At 40.2% G+C, this 17,657-nt stretch carries 17 protein-coding genes; 16 read left to right on the top strand and 1 reads right to left on the bottom strand.

All coding sequences use genetic code 11. From position 1 onward, the window contains the following. The first annotated feature begins 18 nt into the window (after positions 1 to 18). From gspD to FCS21_RS02440, 11 genes are all read left to right on the top strand, one after another. On the top strand, positions 19 to 2,079 hold the full coding sequence (gene gspD / locus FCS21_RS02490) for a type II secretion system secretin GspD (protein ID WP_138620382.1): 2,061 nt from the start codon (positions 19 to 21) through the stop codon (positions 2,077 to 2,079). Positions 2,080 to 2,081: 2 nt separating this feature from the next. Next, a complete protein-coding gene (gspE, locus tag FCS21_RS02485) occupies positions 2,082 to 3,611 on the top strand; it encodes a type II secretion system ATPase GspE (protein ID WP_138620381.1) in 1,530 nt (509 codons plus the stop codon). A gap of 47 nt (positions 3,612 to 3,658) precedes the next feature. After that, entirely contained in the window at positions 3,659 to 4,906 is a 1,248-nt protein-coding gene (gene gspF, locus FCS21_RS02480; RefSeq protein WP_138620380.1) for a type II secretion system inner membrane protein GspF, read from the top strand. A gap of 44 nt (positions 4,907 to 4,950) precedes the next feature. Continuing rightward, a complete protein-coding gene (gene gspG, locus FCS21_RS02475; protein WP_138620379.1) occupies positions 4,951 to 5,394 on the top strand; it encodes a type II secretion system major pseudopilin GspG in 444 nt (147 codons plus the stop codon). Between the two features lie 780 nt (positions 5,395 to 6,174). Next, entirely contained in the window at positions 6,175 to 6,879 is a 705-nt protein-coding gene (gene gspH, locus FCS21_RS02470) for a type II secretion system minor pseudopilin GspH (RefSeq protein WP_246046957.1), read from the top strand. After that, positions 6,869 to 7,261 (top strand): type II secretion system minor pseudopilin GspI, encoded by a 393-nt coding sequence (gspI, locus tag FCS21_RS02465; protein WP_138620378.1) that lies wholly within the window; start codon positions 6,869 to 6,871, stop codon positions 7,259 to 7,261. The genes gspH and gspI overlap by 11 nt, the downstream gene beginning before the upstream one ends. Next, a complete protein-coding gene (gspJ, locus tag FCS21_RS02460; protein WP_138620377.1) occupies positions 7,261 to 7,932 on the top strand; it encodes a type II secretion system minor pseudopilin GspJ in 672 nt (223 codons plus the stop codon). Before gspI ends, gspJ begins: the two co-directional genes overlap by 1 nt. 30 nt (positions 7,933 to 7,962) lie before the next feature. Next, a complete protein-coding gene (gene gspK, locus FCS21_RS02455; RefSeq protein ID WP_246046956.1) occupies positions 7,963 to 9,039 on the top strand; it encodes a type II secretion system minor pseudopilin GspK in 1,077 nt (358 codons plus the stop codon). Continuing rightward, entirely contained in the window at positions 9,039 to 10,367 is a 1,329-nt protein-coding gene (gene gspL, locus FCS21_RS02450) for a type II secretion system protein GspL (protein WP_138620375.1), read from the top strand. Before gspK ends, gspL begins: the two co-directional genes overlap by 1 nt. Beyond that, on the top strand, positions 10,367 to 10,837 hold the full coding sequence (locus FCS21_RS02445; RefSeq protein ID WP_138620374.1) for a type II secretion system protein M: 471 nt from the start codon (positions 10,367 to 10,369) through the stop codon (positions 10,835 to 10,837). The genes gspL and FCS21_RS02445 overlap by 1 nt, the downstream gene beginning before the upstream one ends. Before the next feature lie 86 nt (positions 10,838 to 10,923). Further along, positions 10,924 to 11,691: a type II secretion system protein N gene (locus FCS21_RS02440; RefSeq protein ID WP_138620373.1), complete on the top strand. Its 768-nt coding sequence runs from the start codon at positions 10,924 to 10,926 to the stop codon at positions 11,689 to 11,691. A 142-nt stretch (positions 11,692 to 11,833) separates the two neighbouring features. Here the strand turns inward: FCS21_RS02440 and FCS21_RS02435 are convergent, their stop codons facing one another. Further along, positions 11,834 to 12,784, bottom strand: coding sequence for a 1-aminocyclopropane-1-carboxylate deaminase/D-cysteine desulfhydrase (locus FCS21_RS02435; RefSeq protein ID WP_138620372.1), 951 nt, complete (start codon positions 12,782 to 12,784; stop codon positions 11,834 to 11,836). A 314-nt stretch (positions 12,785 to 13,098) separates the two neighbouring features. Here FCS21_RS02435 and FCS21_RS02430 point away from each other — a divergent pair, with 314 nt between their 5' ends. Genes FCS21_RS02430 through mshL form a run of 5 tightly spaced genes read left to right on the top strand, consistent with a single transcriptional unit; the run spans position 13,099 to position 17,622 of the window. Beyond that, on the top strand, positions 13,099 to 14,070 hold the full coding sequence (locus FCS21_RS02430) for a hypothetical protein (RefSeq protein ID WP_138620371.1): 972 nt from the start codon (positions 13,099 to 13,101) through the stop codon (positions 14,068 to 14,070). Continuing rightward, positions 14,057 to 14,662, top strand: a complete 606-nt coding sequence (locus FCS21_RS02425) for a PilN domain-containing protein (RefSeq protein WP_138620370.1) — start codon at positions 14,057 to 14,059, stop codon at positions 14,660 to 14,662. Before FCS21_RS02430 ends, FCS21_RS02425 begins: the two co-directional genes overlap by 14 nt. Then, positions 14,662 to 15,384 carry a hypothetical protein gene (locus FCS21_RS02420; RefSeq protein ID WP_138620369.1) on the top strand — a complete coding sequence of 241 codons (723 nt, stop codon included), beginning with the start codon at positions 14,662 to 14,664 and terminating at the stop codon, positions 15,382 to 15,384. Before FCS21_RS02425 ends, FCS21_RS02420 begins: the two co-directional genes overlap by 1 nt. After that, positions 15,377 to 15,796 carry a hypothetical protein gene (locus FCS21_RS02415; RefSeq protein ID WP_246046955.1) on the top strand — a complete coding sequence of 140 codons (420 nt, stop codon included), beginning with the start codon at positions 15,377 to 15,379 and terminating at the stop codon, positions 15,794 to 15,796. Before FCS21_RS02420 ends, FCS21_RS02415 begins: the two co-directional genes overlap by 8 nt. Before the next feature lie 14 nt (positions 15,797 to 15,810). Continuing rightward, complete coding sequence (mshL, locus tag FCS21_RS02410; protein ID WP_246046954.1) at positions 15,811 to 17,622, top strand: pilus (MSHA type) biogenesis protein MshL; 1,812 nt, start codon at positions 15,811 to 15,813, stop codon at positions 17,620 to 17,622. Positions 17,623 to 17,657: the final 35 nt, after the last annotated feature.

Raw genomic sequence — 17,657 nt, 5'->3', positions numbered from 1 at the left:
AATGCAGAGACAGTAATAATGATGAAAAAGTTTTTATTAATTTTAACGACAGCGTTAGTCTTTAATGGCTTATGCTTTGTTGGTCAAGCCAGTGCCGCGCAATATTCGCCAAATTTTAAAGGCACTGAAATTACCGAATTCGTTAATATCGTCGGTAAAAACTTGAAAAAAACCATGATCGTTGACCCCAATGTTCGCGGTAAAATCAATGTTCGCAGTTATGACTTATTATCTGAAAAACAATACTACCAATTCTTTCTCAATGTCCTTGAAGTATATGGCTACGCCGCAATAGAAATGGACAATAACATTGTTAAAATTATTCGTGATAAAGATGCCAAAACGGCGGCCATTCCGGTGGTGGGCGCAAAAAGCAATGTCATCGGTGATGAAATGGTCACCCGAGTGGTTGAAGTTAAAAATGTCACTGTCCGTGAATTAGTCCCCTTGCTTCGCCAACTATCAGACCAAGCCGGGGGGGGGAACGTGGTTAATTACGACCCGGCTAACGTGATTATGTTAACAGGGACGGCATCAACGGTTAATCGACTAGTAAAAATTATTGAGCGTGTTGATAGAGCCGGAGATCAAGATGTTGAAATAATTAAACTTAATTATGCTTCAGCCGGTGAGATAGTGCGTATTATTGAGGCCATGAATAAGTCGAGCGGTAAAGCAGGCCAAGATACTTTTTTAATTCCTAAAATTGTTGCAGATGACCGCTCTAATAGCGTCATTGTTAGCGGTGAAGTTAAAACCCGTGAGCGCGTTGCACGCTTAGTTAAGCGTTTAGATAGCGAGCTAGAAACCAATGGCAATACGCGCGTGTATTACCTTAAATATTCAAAAGCGGAAGATTTAGTTAAAGTATTACAAGGCGTGAGTGACTCTATTGTCTCTGAAGAAAAAGTAGCGACCACAAGGGCAAGTAATAATAAAACGCGTGAAGTCAGTATTGAGGCGCATGAATCAACCAATGCCCTAGTCATTACCGCCCAGCCCGATATGCTGCGCTCTTTAGAAGCGGTTATTCGTCAGTTAGATGTGCGCCGCGCGCAAGTATTAGTTGAAGCGATTATTGTTGAGGTGTTTGAAAGCGACGGTGTTAGCCTTGGCGTTCAGTGGTATAACGAGGCGGGTGGTTTTACGCAATTTACCAATGGCCCTGCCAGTCTTTCCTCCATTGCTGCAGGTGCACAAGCTGCCGAAGGTGAAAAGGGCAGTACTGTTATCAAAGAAAATGGCGATACCGTGGTCAACCCAGATCAAAATGGTGATTACAGTATTCTTGCGCAAGTACTGGGTAATGTCAGTGGCATGATGTTTGGCGTTGCTAAAAATGACTGGGGCGCTATTGTGCAAGCGGTTAGCAGTGACACTAACTCTAATATTCTCGCCACGCCAAGTATCACTACCTTAGATAATGAAGAAGCCTATTTTATTGTTGGTCAAGAAGTGCCTATTATTACCGGTTCAGCAACGGGCAGTAATAACACCAACCCTTTTCAAACAGTTGACCGTCAAGAAGTGGGCATTAAATTACGTGTTACACCGCAAGTGAATGAAGGTAATGCAGTGCAATTAATTATTGAACAAGAGGTGTCATCGGTTAGTGGCACTACCGGTGTTGATATTTCAATTAACAAAAGAGAAATTAAAACCACGGTCATGGCTGATAGTGGTGATACGGTAGTGCTTGGCGGTTTAATTGATGAAGACATACAAGAAAGCGTGCAAAAGGTCCCCATTTTAGGTGACATTCCTATTATTGGTCACTTGTTTAAATCAACCAGTAATAGCACCCGAAAACGTAATCTTATGGTGTTTTTACGAGCAACTATTGTCCGTGATTCAACATTAATGACCGATATAAGTGAAGAAAAGTATAATTATATTCGCGCCGATCAAATTCGTAAACGTGAGGAAGGTTTATCATTAATGAGCAATAAAAATATGCCTATTTTACCTAAGTGGCAAGACAAGTTAACGCTGCCGCCGTCGTTTGACGAGTATCAGCAAAAGCTCAATCAAAAAGATGTCGACCTTCCTAAACCACCGACAGTAACAGAAGATAAATAATAATGACTGACCCAGTCGCATTAAGCGTTATTGAGGAAGTCGCTCAAATACAAGCGAGCAGTACGTGGTTGTTACCATTCTCGTTTGCTAAACGGCACAGTGTCTTAGTGTCTATTGACGAACACAGCGGCGATTATATTTTGCATTGTTTGGCGGATGTTAACTTTGACATTATTTTAGAGGTTCGCCGCCTACTTAAAGCGCCTTTTTCATTTGATTTTTTATCACTACCCGCGTTCGAATTATTACTTACCCAAGTTTATCAAAGAGACTCCTCTGAAGCGCAACAGATGATGGAAGATATTGGTAATGAGGTTGATTTATACTCACTTGCTGACGAGTTCATTGAAAGTGAGGACTTACTTGAAAATGAAGACGATGCGCCCATTATCAAGCTAATCAATGCTATGCTCAGTGAAGCGATAAAAGAGAGAGCCTCAGATATTCATATTGAGACTTTTGAAAATAGCTTACAAATACGTTTTCGGGTTGATGGTGTTTTGCGTGAAGTACTTAAGCCTAATCGCAAGCTTGCTTCATTACTGGTGTCGCGTATTAAGGTTATGGCAAAACTCGATATCGCCGAAAAACGTATTCCACAAGACGGTCGTATTTCATTACGTATTGGTGGTCGTGCGGTTGATGTGCGTGTGTCAACTATGCCTACAGGGCATGGCGAGCGCGTGGTGTTACGTTTATTAGATAAAAATGCCGCCCGCTTAGATTTACAAGAATTAGGCATGACTGACACTAATCGGATCAATTTCTCTGCATTGATTGAAAAACCCCATGGCATTATTCTGGTTACTGGGCCTACGGGGTCGGGTAAAAGTACTACCTTGTATGCGGGTTTAACGCAAATAGATGAAAAAGAGCGTAATATTTTAACGGTGGAAGACCCAATAGAATATGCCATTGAAGGTATTGGACAAACCCAGGTCAATAGCAAAGTCGATATGACCTTTGCCCGCGGCTTACGGGCTATTTTACGTCAAGATCCAGATGTGGTCATGGTCGGTGAAATTCGAGATTTAGAAACCGCCCAAATTGCAGTGCAAGCAAGTTTAACCGGTCACTTAGTGCTATCTACTTTACATACCAATACCGCTGCTGGTGCGATAACACGCATGGAAGATATGGGCGTAGAGCCGTTTCTTTTATCGTCAAGTTTACTGGGCGTTTTGGCGCAGCGCCTAGTGAGAACCCTTTGCCCACATTGTCGAGTAAGCCATCTACCCGATGAAGAAGAAAGACAATTATTAGCCTTGCCTGCTCATAACAAGGCGATGATTTATCGCGCGGTGGGCTGTAGTGACTGTAACTTTAAAGGTTACCGAGGACGTATGGGTATTCATGAATTATTGCCGGTTGATGAGCATATACGAGAGCTTATTCATAATGGTGAGGGTGAACAAGTTATTGAAAAATACGCCCGACGCGCCAGCGCCAGTATCCGCCGAGATGGTTTTGATAAAGTGATGCTGGGTCAAACTACGTTAGAGGAAGTGTTACGAGTAACCCGTGAAGATTAAGTCACTTATTGAGCAAGATATCACTAAAAATAAGCATACAAGCAACTATGGCAGCATTTGAATACCAAGCGGTAGATAGCCGCGGTAAAACAAAAAAGGGTGTTATCGAAGGCGATACGCCTAGGCAAGTACGCGGTTTATTGCGTGACCAAGGGTTAATGCCAACAGTGGTTACCTCGACGCTATCGCAACGAAAAAATAAAATTGACCATGATAATAAGGGTTTTTCAACGAGCTTTAGCCAAGGCAAAGCAGGTAAAATTTCTGCCGCAGAGCTAGCGCTCGTTACTCGCCAATTAGCGACCTTAGTTGAGTCGGGATTACCATTAGAAGAATCGTTACTGGCAGTGGCTGAGCAATGTGAAAAAAATCGCATTAAAAGTATGATCATGGGCGTGCGCACTAAAGTGACCGAAGGCTATGGTTTATCTGAAAGCATGGCAGAATATCCTAAAGCGTTTAATCGTTTGTATCGGGCTATGGTGGCTGCGGGCGAAAAATCAGGTCACCTTGATAAAGTACTTAATCGCTTGGCAGATTATACCGAGCAACGTCAACAAATGCGCTCGCAGCTTATTCAAGCACTGGTTTACCCTCTTATCATGACCGTGGTGGCTGTTGGTGTTATTACTATTTTGCTCACCGCGGTGGTGCCCAAAATTGTTGGTCAGTTTGAGCACATGGGAGAGAACTTACCTGGCACTACGCAGTTTCTCATTGCCAGTAGTGACTTTCTGCGTGATTATGGTTTAATGCTGGTGCTTATTATCGCTGCTTTGATGTTGTTGTGCGTACAGTTATTGAAAAAGCCTGATATGGAAATGGCTTATCATCAACATTTATTACAAATACCAGGTATAGGTAAGGTTGCCCGAGGCATTAATACAGCGCGTTTTGCTCGTACCTTAAGTATTCTAACCGCAAGTGCCGTGCCTTTACTTGAAAGTATGCGTATTTCAGGTGAAGTGCTCGACAATTTATATATTAAACAACAAGTCAAAGGCGCTACCGATAAAGTACGCGAGGGCGCTAGTTTACGCGTGTCATTAGAACAAACTAAGTTATTTCCGCCGATGATGCTGCACATGATTGCCAGTGGCGAAAAAAGTGGCCAATTAGAGCATATGTTAGGGCGCGCGGCTGACAACCAAGACCGAGAGTTTGATGCCTTAGTCAGTATCTCGTTAAAAGCCTTTGAACCAGCATTGATGGTCGCTATGGCAGGCGTGGTACTCTTTATTGTTATGGCCATTTTAGAACCGATTTTACAACTTAATAGCCTAGTGGGCGGTTAAGTTTTACTTTTTTACACAATGTTATTAGAGGTTAGCAAAGCACGATGAATATAAATACAAACATGAAAAAAGCACAAGGTTTCACCTTACTTGAAGTCATGGTGGTTATTGTTATTTTAGGTATTTTAGCCAGCATGGTGGTACCTAACTTAATGGGTAGCCAAGAGCGCGCTAATATGCAAAAAGCGGTATCGGATGTGAGCGCATTAGAAACCTCGTTAAGTTTATATAAAATGGATAATTACGATTACCCAACTACTGAGCAAGGTTTAGACGCGCTAGTTGATCAAACAGATATAGCGCCAGAGCCACGTCGTTTTCCTGATGGTGGCTATATTAAGCGTTTGCCTAAAGATCCTTGGGGTAATGACTATGTGTTATTGAATCCGGGCGAGCAGGGTAAAATGGATGTGTTCTCAGTGGGGCCAGACGGCGAAGCCGGCACAGAAGATGATATAGGTAATTGGAATTTGGGCGACTTCCAGTAAATAATGGCCAATCTTTTTGCGATAAAGCTTAATTTATGCGTCAAAAGTACTCATTGACTAGCGTCAACTCCGTGCTCTTTCCTGTAAATTATGCCTTAGCGCTGCAAGCTCAACCATTATTAATACCAAATCTATTAAGTTATTTCCCACTCAGCGAGAATTAAAAGGCTTAGAGGCAAGGCATTGATTGAAGAGAATGGTTACTCCCTTGTTAAAATCAATAACGCCGCATGTAAGCCTTTGCCTTTTATTAGGTACTCGCCCTTGGGCGCTTATTAGCAAACTGATAACAGCACAAAATTTATGAAATATAGACTCACTATACTTAACAAATTTTGCTTGTTCTAAGCTCGCTAATACAGCGCTGAGTTGGGAATAAATTTAATAGAGTTGGTATATATAACTTTAATAAAATAAGTGTTGTTTACTCAACAATGCTTATGTAAATCGGCAGTGTTAATACTCATCACATTACGGAGTGATAAAGCAATTGGCACTGAAATAATCAACAATAAGTGTTATTGAAGTGATAAAAGCAAGCATCACCAGCAGGGATGCTGGTGTTGAGCACCATGGATGGTTTTACGTGTCTTGCTTGTTCATTCAACAATGCTTATGTAAATCGGCAGTGTTAATTATACTATGCAGCGAGGATGTTGGTGTTGAGCGGCATCAATATGTGTGGTTTTACGTGTCTTGCTTGCTCGCTCAATAATGCTTATGTAAATCGGCAGTGTTAATTACACTATGTAGCAGGGATGCTGGTGTTGAGGGCCATGGATGGCTTTACGCGCCTTGCTTGCTCACTCAGCAATGCTTATTCAAAACGAAATGATCAATACTGTTAATTATACTATGAACCTTAAAAACTCTTACGGCTCAATCTCAGCAGCACAGCATCGAGGCTTTACCTTAATTGAGGTGATGGTCGTTGTCGTGTTGATTGGATTAATGGCTAGTTTGGTACAGTTTAATTTTTCAGGTAATAACCCTGCCGATAAGTTAAAGCATGAGAGTGCGCGCTTTGCAGCAATTTTTGAAGTGGCGGCAGAATACGGCATGCTTAATAATGTTGAGCTAGGTTTAGTTGTAAAAAAAAATGGTTATCAGTTTTTTGGCTACGATGGCACGCGATGGACTGAAATTGCGGAACAGGGCTGGCAAGCTAATGTTACCGTACCTGCAGAAATAGAGCTGAGTATAGAGCTCGATGATTTGCCTATTGAAGAGCCCTTGCTCTTTGATGCTGATATATTTAAAGCAAAAGATGAAGACGATTTCACTTTATTATCTAAAGAAGAACAAGAAAAGAAAGTCATCCCACAAGTGTATATTCTATCCGGCGGCGATCTTAGTCCTTTTAGTGTTACTTTTCGTTTAGCACCACCGTTAGCTTATCGTCAAAGCGCAGAAGATTTAGCTTATCGTGTTACCGGTATTTACAGCGTGCCTTTAACTATTGAGGGACCCGTACTTGAGCATTAATAGTTCAGCTCTTGCTAAAAAATGTGGTTTTACCTTAATCGAAGTCATGCTAGCTATGGCAGTTTTTGCTATTGCTGGCGTGGCGCTACTGGCTGTTGCTGATAATAATTATCGGCATATTAGTCATTTAGAAGAGCAAATGTTTGCTAACTGGGTGGCATCTAATCAGTTAGTTGAGTTGAGTTTAGATAAAGCTTGGCCACCGAAAAACAATCGTAAAGGTAAAGTCGAGATGGCGGGCAGAACCTGGTATTGGCAACAAAACGTAATTAAAACAACGAATAAAGAGCTACGTGCAGTCAATATACAAGTAGGTTTAACAGAAGGTGATAAGTTGGTAAGTGCTAACTTAATGACTTACCTCGCTCAGAGGGCTCCCTAATGAAAGTTAGTGCTTATCTTACTGTTCATCGCGTCAATAGAGGGCTGACAGCAAGGAAAAAAGGTTTTACTTTAATTGAAGTGTTGATTGCTATTGCGATATTTTCTGTCATTAGTTTAGCCAGTTTTACCATTTTTGATACGGTATTACGTGGCGACGAAAGCGCTAAAATACGCAGTGAAAGACAAAATGAATTACAACGTGCCTTTTTATTAATAGAGCGAGATTTCAGCCAAATCGCCAAACGTACTATGCGTATTAATGGCGAAGCTGCGAGCAAAAAATTTTTACAGACTGCAGATAATAATTTTTTAGCCGACCAACAAGCCATTGCTTTTGTTAGAAATGGCTGGACTAACCCAGGGTTATTATTACCGCGTAGCGATATGCAAAGTGTTGCCTATCGACTGGTTGATCAAACCCTAGAGCGTTTACATTACAACTTTGTTGATGCGGTTGTTGGTCAAGAGCCCAAGATAAGACCATTAATTACTCAGGTAACTCGATTAGCTTTTGAGTTTTATGATGGTAGTCAATGGCAAAAAAAATGGTCTGGAAACACACTTCCCCAAGCAATTGCCATTGAAATTGATACACTAGATTATGGGGTAATTCGTCGCCAATTTTTAGTGGCAGGTGATCTTGGCGCTGATGAGCAGAGCAGGACCTAGTTGATGGTTATAGCGCGTTTAAGTGCTCAGTTGCACAAAAAAAATCAGCAAGGCGTTGCCTTGATTACCGTCATGCTAATTGTCGCGTTAGCTGCTATTATTGCCACGCAAATGACCACCCGATTACAAACTCAGCTGCAGCGTAGTACTAATATTGCTTTCAATCAACAAGCTTATTGGTATGCCTTAGGCGCAGAAGCTTTTACCAAGCGCGTGTTAATAAAAGCTTTTAAAGAACAGTCGCATGTAACTCATCTTGACCAAATATGGGCAGCGCAGGAAACCAGCTACCCCGTTGATTTTGGTGAAATAAGTGGTGTAGTTACCGATTTACAAAGTTGTTTAAACCTTAATGCTTTACATCCTAAAGCAACTACAAAAGAGCAAGCAGCATCGGCTAATGACAACAATACCTCAGCGTCATTAAACACTGCGGCTAACACAGAGAATGTTACCAAGCGTGTTGGTCGTGGTAGTAATCAAGTATTACCGGCAGCCACTGTGCTAGAAGCACTGATTATTAATTTACATATTGCTGGGGTGGGTAATTTTGAAGCTGAAGCTATGGTAAATGCGCTAAGCGACTGGCTCGATGATGATGATATCATTACCGGCTCAGGCGGTGCAGAGGATAATGATTACGCTGCGCGCGAATTTCCTTATCTTGCCGCGAATAACTATTTAACCAGTGTTAACGAATTAAGGTTAATTGAACATTTTACCCCAGCGGTTATTTTAGCCTTAACACCTTATGTCTGTGTGCTGCCACAAAATGCGCAGCACTTGATTAATATTAATACCCTTGATGTTGAAAAACCTGAATTATTGCAAGCCTTGCTTGATTTAAGTGTCGAAGATGCACAAGAAATACTAAATTCACGGGGTAGTTCAGGCTATAAAAATGTAGAAGATTTCTATAAGCTGCCAGAGCTAAGTAAGGTTAGTATGAGCCAATGGCAAAGAGCGCAGTTTGTTGTCGATAGTCAGTATTTTCAATTAAAAGCCAATGCCCGTTTTAACCATAGTTATTTTGCCATGCGTTCGATAATGAAAGTTAATGATACCCAACAAATTCAAGTAATTAGTCGTACTATAGGACGTAACTAATGACAGAAACATTATTTATCCGTTTAGGAAGCCAAGCCGAGGATCGTATTTATTGGCTGATTGTTGCTGACAATAAAAATAATAGCCAAGATATTATTGCTAGCGGTGAGTTAGACAATGCTCAACAACTTAACGAGCTAACCAGTAAAGCGGCACAGCGGCAGGTTAAAATTTTAGTCCCTAGCTGTGATGTACTGCTTAAATCGTTAACCGTGCCAGCAAAATCTAGCAGAGCAATGCGCTTAGCGGCGCCATATATGTTAGAAGATAATTTAGCCGAAGAGGTTGAGCAGCTATTTTTTGCTTATGCTGATTTGGCGGTTGATAGTCAGGGTAATAATTGCTTTACCGCGATTGTTGCTCATCGTCAAATGCAGCAATGGTTGTCATGGTTAGCCGATGCGAAGTTGTACACTAAACATATTATTGCTGATGTGTTAGCTATGCCATATAAGGTCAACAATAACGACAATATTTGGAGCGCTATTGCCCTAGGTGATGATAAGCAAGCACAAGTTATTGTTCGTCAGGATATTTGGCAGGGTTTTACGCTAGATACGAATACGTGGCAATTACAGTGTCAGTTACTGGCTAATACAACTACTAAGCAGCGTAAAAATACCGGCGAGCATAAAAAGGATAAGCCGTTGCCTAGCGTCAATATTGCCGCTTACTCTCCCTTAATAGACAGTGAAAAAATAGCGTTAACAGCAATGCCTGAAGAACTACCGTTGGCGTTAATGGCCAGTCATTATGGTCATCATCTTAATGGCTTTAATCTGTTGCAAGGTCAATATAAAGTCAAAGAAAAACGTAGCCATTCCAAGCAACAATGGCTCTGGGTAGCTGGTGTTGCTGTCTTTGCGCTATTGCTGAGTTTGGTTGATAAAAGTGTGCAACTCTGGCAGTTAAACGCCGAGCAACAAAGGGTTGAGCAAGCTATTATCGCTAGTTATCAAGAGGCTTTTCCTAATACAAAGCGGGTACGACTTTCGACGATAAAATCACAGTTGAATCGAGAGCTCGCTTTACTCGGTAGTTTAGGCGATAAGCAAGGTTTTTTAGCATTATTAGCTAAGTTACAGCCCGCTTTTGCTAAAGTGCCAACACTTAAACCTACCTCATTAAAGTTTGATGGTAAGCGAGGCGAGTTGCGCATTCAGGCAACAGCAAAAGACTATCAAGCTTTTGAGCAGTTTAGATTAGCCTTAGCACATGCTAAGTTAGCGGTTAAGCAAGGCGGGCAAACTAATCAGGGGGAGCAAGTCATCGGCTCTTTTAGTATTACTGATAATGGTAATCATAAACCTAGTAAGGACGCATCGTAATGAAAGCATGGTGGCAACAACTCAACGGTAGAGAGCAGCGCCTTGTTGCGGTAATGGCGGTTGTTTTTATGGCGTTTATTTTTTATAGCGCGCTATGGCAACCGATAAATAAACGTTTAATTCAAGCCGATAATAAATTATCAAGACAGCAAGTATTATTAACTTGGGTGCAAGAAAACACCTCATTGTATCAACAGGCTAAGCAATACTCAGGTGCAAAAAAATTTAGCGGCAGTCTCTCAAGTGTCGCTAATCGCAGTGCTAAAACCTATAAAATAACCATCACGCGTATGCAGCCGCAAGGGGATGATTTACAGGTGTGGGTAGACAGTACGTCATTTACCCAATTATTGTTTTGGCTTGAGCATTTAGCTAATAATGAGGGTTTACAGGTTAAGGCAATAGATTTAACGCCTGGTGATAAAATCGGTGAAGTCAGGGTGAGACGCTTACACCTTGCTAGGCTGTGAATTAAATACTAAGCCTAAGTGATAGCAACTCAAGACGACTAGGTGTAGTTAAGTACATAGAGTTAAATACAAAATAGAGAAATTAAATGAAGAAGTGGTTTGCGGTTATCGCAATTTTTGTCAGCAGTTATGTAGTGTTTTTGGTGGCAACTATGCCATTAGCGTTAGTGTTAAATACCGTTAAATTACCTAAAAATATTAATATCGGTAGTGTTTCTGGTTCTATTTGGCAAGGTGAAATAACGCAAGCCTTAATCAATAACTATCAAATTAACCATATTAAAACACAACTAAATTTTTGGTCGTTGTTACGTTTATCACCTACGTTAGACGTTAACTTTGGTGAGGCATTTTCACCAGGCGCTGAAGGAAAATTTACCCTAACTGCTACGACTAAGCAGTTATTACTCAACGATGTTGAGATTTTTTTTGGGGCGAATGATATTGCTAAACAACTCGCATTAACTATGCCATCACTTATGCCAGTCACCGCACAAGGTAATGTTGAATTATTGATAACACAGTTAAGGCTGGATATTTCAGAAGAGTTACAATGCGAGCAAGCACAAGGGCAAGTCAGTTGGCTAGGCTCAGGCGTGCTCGCCTTAGAAAATAATATTAAATTAGGTAACGTCAATGCGGATTTATCTTGTCAACAAGGTGATTTAATCGCGAAAATATCCCCCAAAAATAATCTTGGTTTACACTTTACTGCGCGTATATCGTTAGCCAATCAAAAAGTGTCGGGGCAGGGTTATTTAAAGCCTGGCGCACAATTTCCTGCGCAATTAACATCATCGTTACGCTTTATCGGGCGACCAGATAATCAAGGTCGTTACTTATTAAGGTTTTAACCTACAAAGGCAGTACCCGGTGTAGAACGATGCGTTGGGGATTTGTAGGTCGATGCTTGCCTCGACAAAGCTAAACCTGTCGGGCCTCGCTACGCTCGTGCCGACCTACAATGTGCCAATAACAATGTGCCAATATAAGTTATTATAACGTTGGCATAGGGGGCCAGTCACTTGCTTTAAGCCGTCCTTGTTCAATCATACCGCCAAGTCCTTGTAAGCCGCCAGTGTGTAATAAAATAATACGCTCATGAGCAGCAAAGTAGTCTTGTGAAATTAAATCAAGTAACGCTAAAATCATTTTTCCTGAATACATAGGCTCAAAGGTTAGGCCGGTTTGCTTGTTAAAGGCAATAAGTCGCTCAACATCAGCCGCTTTGAACTTTCCATAACCGCCACGATGAAAGTGAGTTAGTAATTGCCAGTTGTTGTGCTTTAAGCCTTGAGGAGTAACTAAGCGTTTAATCTCCTCACGTAAATACTCCGCCTGCTTTAATACCGCGATGCCTAAAATTTTATGTTGTTTGTTATTGACGACACTATCACCAGAAATTAAACCTGCTAGCGTACCACCACTGCCAACGGGGGTGATCAAAGTATCAAAATCGGCTTGGCTAGCTAGCTCTGTTAAAACTTCAGCAACACCGGTGACGGCTAAAGCATTACTGCCGCCTTCAGGAATAATAAAATATTCGGGGTATAAAGCATTGAGTTCGTTTATAAAGTCTGTATCAAATCGGCGACGGTAGGTTTTTCTGTCAACAAAGTGACATTTCATGCCCCAATGCCTTGCCCAAGTTAAGGTAAAGTTATTAGCATAATCAGCTTCCCCTCGAATGATGCCAATACAAGGAATATTTTCTTGCTTACAGGCATAGGCAAAAGCATGAAGATGGTTAGAATAGCTACCGCCAAACGTTAATGCGCCTTGGTAACCTTGATTTTTTAGGTGAGCAAGGTTGTACTTTAGTTTACGCCACTTGTTACCTGAAATAATGCCGTGGAGGGCATCATCTCGCTTTACGCGCACATCAAGCTGATATTTTTCGAATAGTGGGTGTTGTATTTTTTGTAATAACGACAAGGCTTGAGACATTTTTTGTCTTACTTTACATTGAGTTGAGTTATATTTGGTGAGTCTTAATTAGGCTAAACTAAATTTAATGGGTTTGATTTTTTTTAACAAAAAAATAGTATAAACCATCTTGTTACCAGCAGTCACTTTTGTACATAACAATTCTAATATTTATAGTCTGGTTTTTAACCTGCCGTATAAGTTTAGTCAAAGGGTAAATAGCTAATAAACTTAGTTAATAATGACCCACTAATCACTAATGTAAAGCTTGCTCTCTAGGTGTAACAAAGTGTATATTGATAATAATTTTAGCTATGATGCGATATTGCCAATAAATGTCATTCTTAACAAAAATAAGCCAAATATTTTCAAAAAGTAATTCTGCACAACGTCTTGGTATCGCTTTTCAGCAACAGGGCGTCTCTTTATGTTCAATTCCCCAACAAGATCTTAATAGCCCTATCGATGAGCAGCGTGCAGTGAATGTTTTTTTTCGACAAGAAAAGGCCAATACTAGCAATTTCGTCAAAACGCTTCAGTTATTACATCATAACAATGAATTAGATGGCGCGGCTAATTTAGTCCTTAATGAAACACAAGCTCAAATAGTACAAGTAGATAAGCCTAGCGTGCCTGACAGTGAGATTAACAGTGCGCTCAAATGGCAAATTAAAGATCAGGTTAGTATTGCTCCTGATAACATGGTGCTTGACTATTATGATGCACCGACCCCTGCTGGTGGTAAAGAAAAAATTAATGTCGTTTGTGCGCCGCTAGACGAGCTGAAAAAGTTGGTTACAGCTACCGAGCAAGGTAGTGTTAAGGTCAGTACTATTACTACGCAAGAGTTTGCTTTTGCTAACTTGTTAGCACCACAAAAAGAAGCCTACTTATTGGTTTGTCAGCAACCTAATGAAGAAATTGTTTTAATCATAGTGAAAGAGAAACAACTGTTTTTTCATCGTCGTTTACGTGGTTTCGCTGAGCTAGCAAGTAAAACCGCTGAAGAGCTGTCTTTTAGTGTTATTGATAATATTAGCTTAGAGATCCAGCGCTCTACAGATTACTTTGAGCGGCAACTAAAACAAGCACCTATTAAAGGCATTAAAGTTTTACTACCTATTGCATTAGAGGCTTTTTTAGTAGAAAAGCTAGCAGAAAATACTGCTGTGCCTGTTAGCTTACTTGACTTACCAACACCGTATCATCAACATCGAGAGTTTGCAGTTGTTATTGGCGCTAGTTTAAATAATCCCCCGTACCATGCTGAGCTAGAAGAATTAACGGGGGCGCATGATGACCACTAAACAAACGATCAACTTATTACAAGCAGAACTATTTCCTGACAAAGCTTTATTATCTTTACCCAAAATACTAGGTGTTTGGTTAGTATTGTTAGTGATTATGGTTGTTTGGGCGGTATTAACTGAGGTTAACTTTAAGCGCTCAGCTACCCAATACCATGATTTATTAAATGTTCAACAGCAAAAAAAACTACAGGTTAGCGAGTTAGAAGCACAATTAAGAAATAGGCAAGTATCCGCTGATTTGACCAGTAAACTGACCAAAATAAAACGCGTGATGCAGCATAAAGATGCGCTACTAGATAAACTGACCGATGCTAATGAAACGTTTGCCGGCGGCTTTGTGATGGTGATGAATGATTTGTCAGTTATGCACCATAAAGATATTCGTTTGCAAACCATCAGTATTAACGCTAACAATATGAGCTTTACCGGTCTTGCTCGAAACCCTCAGGCGGTACCTGCATGGTTAGCCGGCTTTAAAGCATCGCGATTACTTTCAGGTAAGGCGTTTGTGCAATTTAAACTTGCTAAAAATGATGACAATATTACAGAGTTTGTTGTTAGCTCTATCGCCCAAAAGGATAAAAGTTAATGCAGCAACAATGGCGGAATACTTGTGAAAAATTTTTGCAACTAACCAGTAGAGAGCAATTTTTACTGCTATTAACTGGTGTGGTGGCAATATTCTTTGTCATATCATATTTTTTTATTGAGCAAAAGTCGGCTCAAGTTATTGGTTTTGATAGAAAAAGCCAAGAAATCACGTTGAGTAATCAAACGCTTAACTTTTCTATAACAGAGTATCAATCAGCACTTGAACAAGATCCTGATGAAGAGACGCGTAAAAAAATAGCACAACTTGAGGCCAAACTTGGCAAAATTGATGAGCAACTCGTGCACTTAACCACAGAGCTTATTAGTCCGAGTGAAATGCGTCAAGCGCTATTGAAATTATTGAACCTTGAGCCAGGCGTGTCATTACTCTCGTTTGAATTGACAGGAGCCAAACCATTATTAGCGTTAGCACAGCAGCCAAGTAACGCCATTACAGAGCAAGCTAGCAAAAATAAGGCCAGTACAGCGGAGCCTATCAGTACGGAAGAGCCTGTTGGTTTAAATTTATATCAACATGGTATAAAAATTAAGTTATCAGGTGAGTATTTTCAGTTACGAAATTACTTACAACGACTTGAACAGCTATCGTGGAAGTTTTTTTGGCAAGACTTTCAATTTGAAGTCAAAGAATATCCTAACAGTGAAGTAGATATTACCATTTACAGTTTAGGATTAACTAAGGAGTTCATTGGTGTTTAAAGCTTATTTTACTTCATTATTAAGCCTTTGTTCACAGCGCTTTTTAGTGATAGCTGCGTTTATGTTGATGAACATGCTTACGGCATCGATAAGTATTGCTAGCGATGTTGACCCTACACGTCCTTTTGGGGGGAGTAATGCCAGCACTCATAACAAGTTAGCGCCTGAAAAGGGGTTTGTTCTCAGCTCAATTATTCATGGTGACGGCATTCATACGGCGGTTATTAATGGCAAAATATACAAAATGTTTGACTATATTGGTGAGTATCGAATTACTGCAATCAATAGTCATAACGTGATTTTACGTAGTAAATCTAAGCGATTAAAAATTAATATTTTTAAAAGTAAAGGGTTTAAAAGTCACGTTCTTAAAGATAACGTGGTAGAAAATACGGTAGCTAACTCATGGTAAAAACAAGTATCCCTATGAAAAAATTAACATTAAAAATTGCTTTATCAACAATATTTTTCACCTTAGTGGGTTGTCAATCCGTGCCTAATGACCCCGTTGAAATAAAGGAAGATTTAGATGCCGCTATTAAAGAAAACAAAAGAATTAATGGCCCAAAACCGTTAACTCAATTGCCTAGCTCGGTACAGCAAGAGTTAATGCTTACTAATATGAATCAAGCTAAGCAAGGCATGTTGGCGGAAAAACGCTTGGAAGTGTCGGCGACAGAAGTTGAAGCAAAAGATTTTTTTCAAGCGATTGTCAGAGGGTCACGCTATAACGTGGTTATTCACCCCGATGTCGTAGGACAAATATCGTTAAATTTAAATAATGTTACCTTAACAGAAGCCTTAACAGTAGTTGAAGATGTTTACGGCTATGAAATTATACGCCGTGGTAATGTCGTTAAAGTTTTTCCGCCAGGCATACGCACCGAAACTATCGCCTTAAATTACCTCTTTTTGAAACGTTTTGGTTCATCGAGTACTTCTATCAACTCGGGTGGCGTTTCGGAAAATGATCCAAATAGTGGTAACAATAATAACAGTAATAGTAGCAACAACAGCAATAACAACAATAACAGCGGTAATAATAACCAAAATGGTAATAATGGTTCAGGTAATCAAAACAGTGGTATTAATTTATATACCGAAAATGAATCAAATTTTTGGGATGAACTAAAAGAGTCGTTAACTGCTTTTGTGGGTACCGGTAAAGGTCGTTCTGTCATTGTTTCTCCGCAAGCGGGTTTAATTACCGTGCGTGCTTTACCACAAGAAATCACCGCGGTTAAAGCGTTTGTTAAGGCAACGGAAAGTCATTTACATCGCCAAGTTATTATTGAAGCGAAAATTATGGAAGTTACCTTAAATGATGATTATCAGCAGGGTATTAAGTGGAATAAGGTACTTGACCAAGTCGGTAATACTGACATAGCGTATTCAGTAACAGGTAATGTAGTAGGTAATGTTATTTCCAATACCATTGGTGGTGTTAATAGTATTACCTTAAGTCCCAACAACAGTAACAGTAATTTTTCAGGCGTTATAGAATTACTGCAAACACAAGGCAATGTGCAAGTACTGTCAAGCCCACGTATTACCGCCACTAATAATCAAAAAGCGGTGATTAAAGTTGGTGAAGATGAATACTTTGTCACAGAAGTGTCCAGCACAACCACAACGGGTACTTCAACAACGACAACGCCAGAAGTTGAATTAACGCCCTTTTTCTCAGGTATTGCGCTCGATGTAACACCGCAAATTAGTAAAGATGGTAGTGTTATCTTGCATGTACATCCTTCGGTCACTATTACGGAAGAGCAAAATAAAACCATTCAAATTGGTAGTGAGCAACTTATTTTGCCGTTGGCACAAAGCAGTGTTCGAGAGTCCGATACTATTATTCGTGCTAACTCAGGTGAAGTGGTCGTTATTGGTGGCTTAATTGAAACCTATAAAGTGGATCTTGAGTCTAAAACGCCATTTTTAGGGGATATACCTTTTCTTGGTGAATTATTTAAAAATAAATCACAAAAATCACAAAAACGAGAGCTGGTTATCATGCTTAAACCTGTTGTCGTTGGTCAAGACACATGGAAAAATCAATTACAAGATGCCCGTAGTTTATTAACGAAATGGTTTCCTGAAGATGAAGCATTTTGTGAAGTATCTGAACAAGGCGAATTAAGTCAAATATGCCAAGAGCAATGTGCAGATAAGCAATATGCACAAACACATGATATTTGCCAAGCCGTTGAGCAAAATATCGCTGACAATGTTCAGTAAGCGTACATTTATTGTTTGCGCTAAGGTCGTTTAGC

It is taken from the genome of Colwellia ponticola (genome assembly GCF_005885605.1).
Taxonomy (GTDB): domain Bacteria; phylum Pseudomonadota; class Gammaproteobacteria; order Enterobacterales; family Alteromonadaceae; genus Colwellia; species Colwellia ponticola.
Note: the sequence above shows the minus strand (reverse complement) of the source record. Positions and strands in the feature narration are given on the sequence as shown.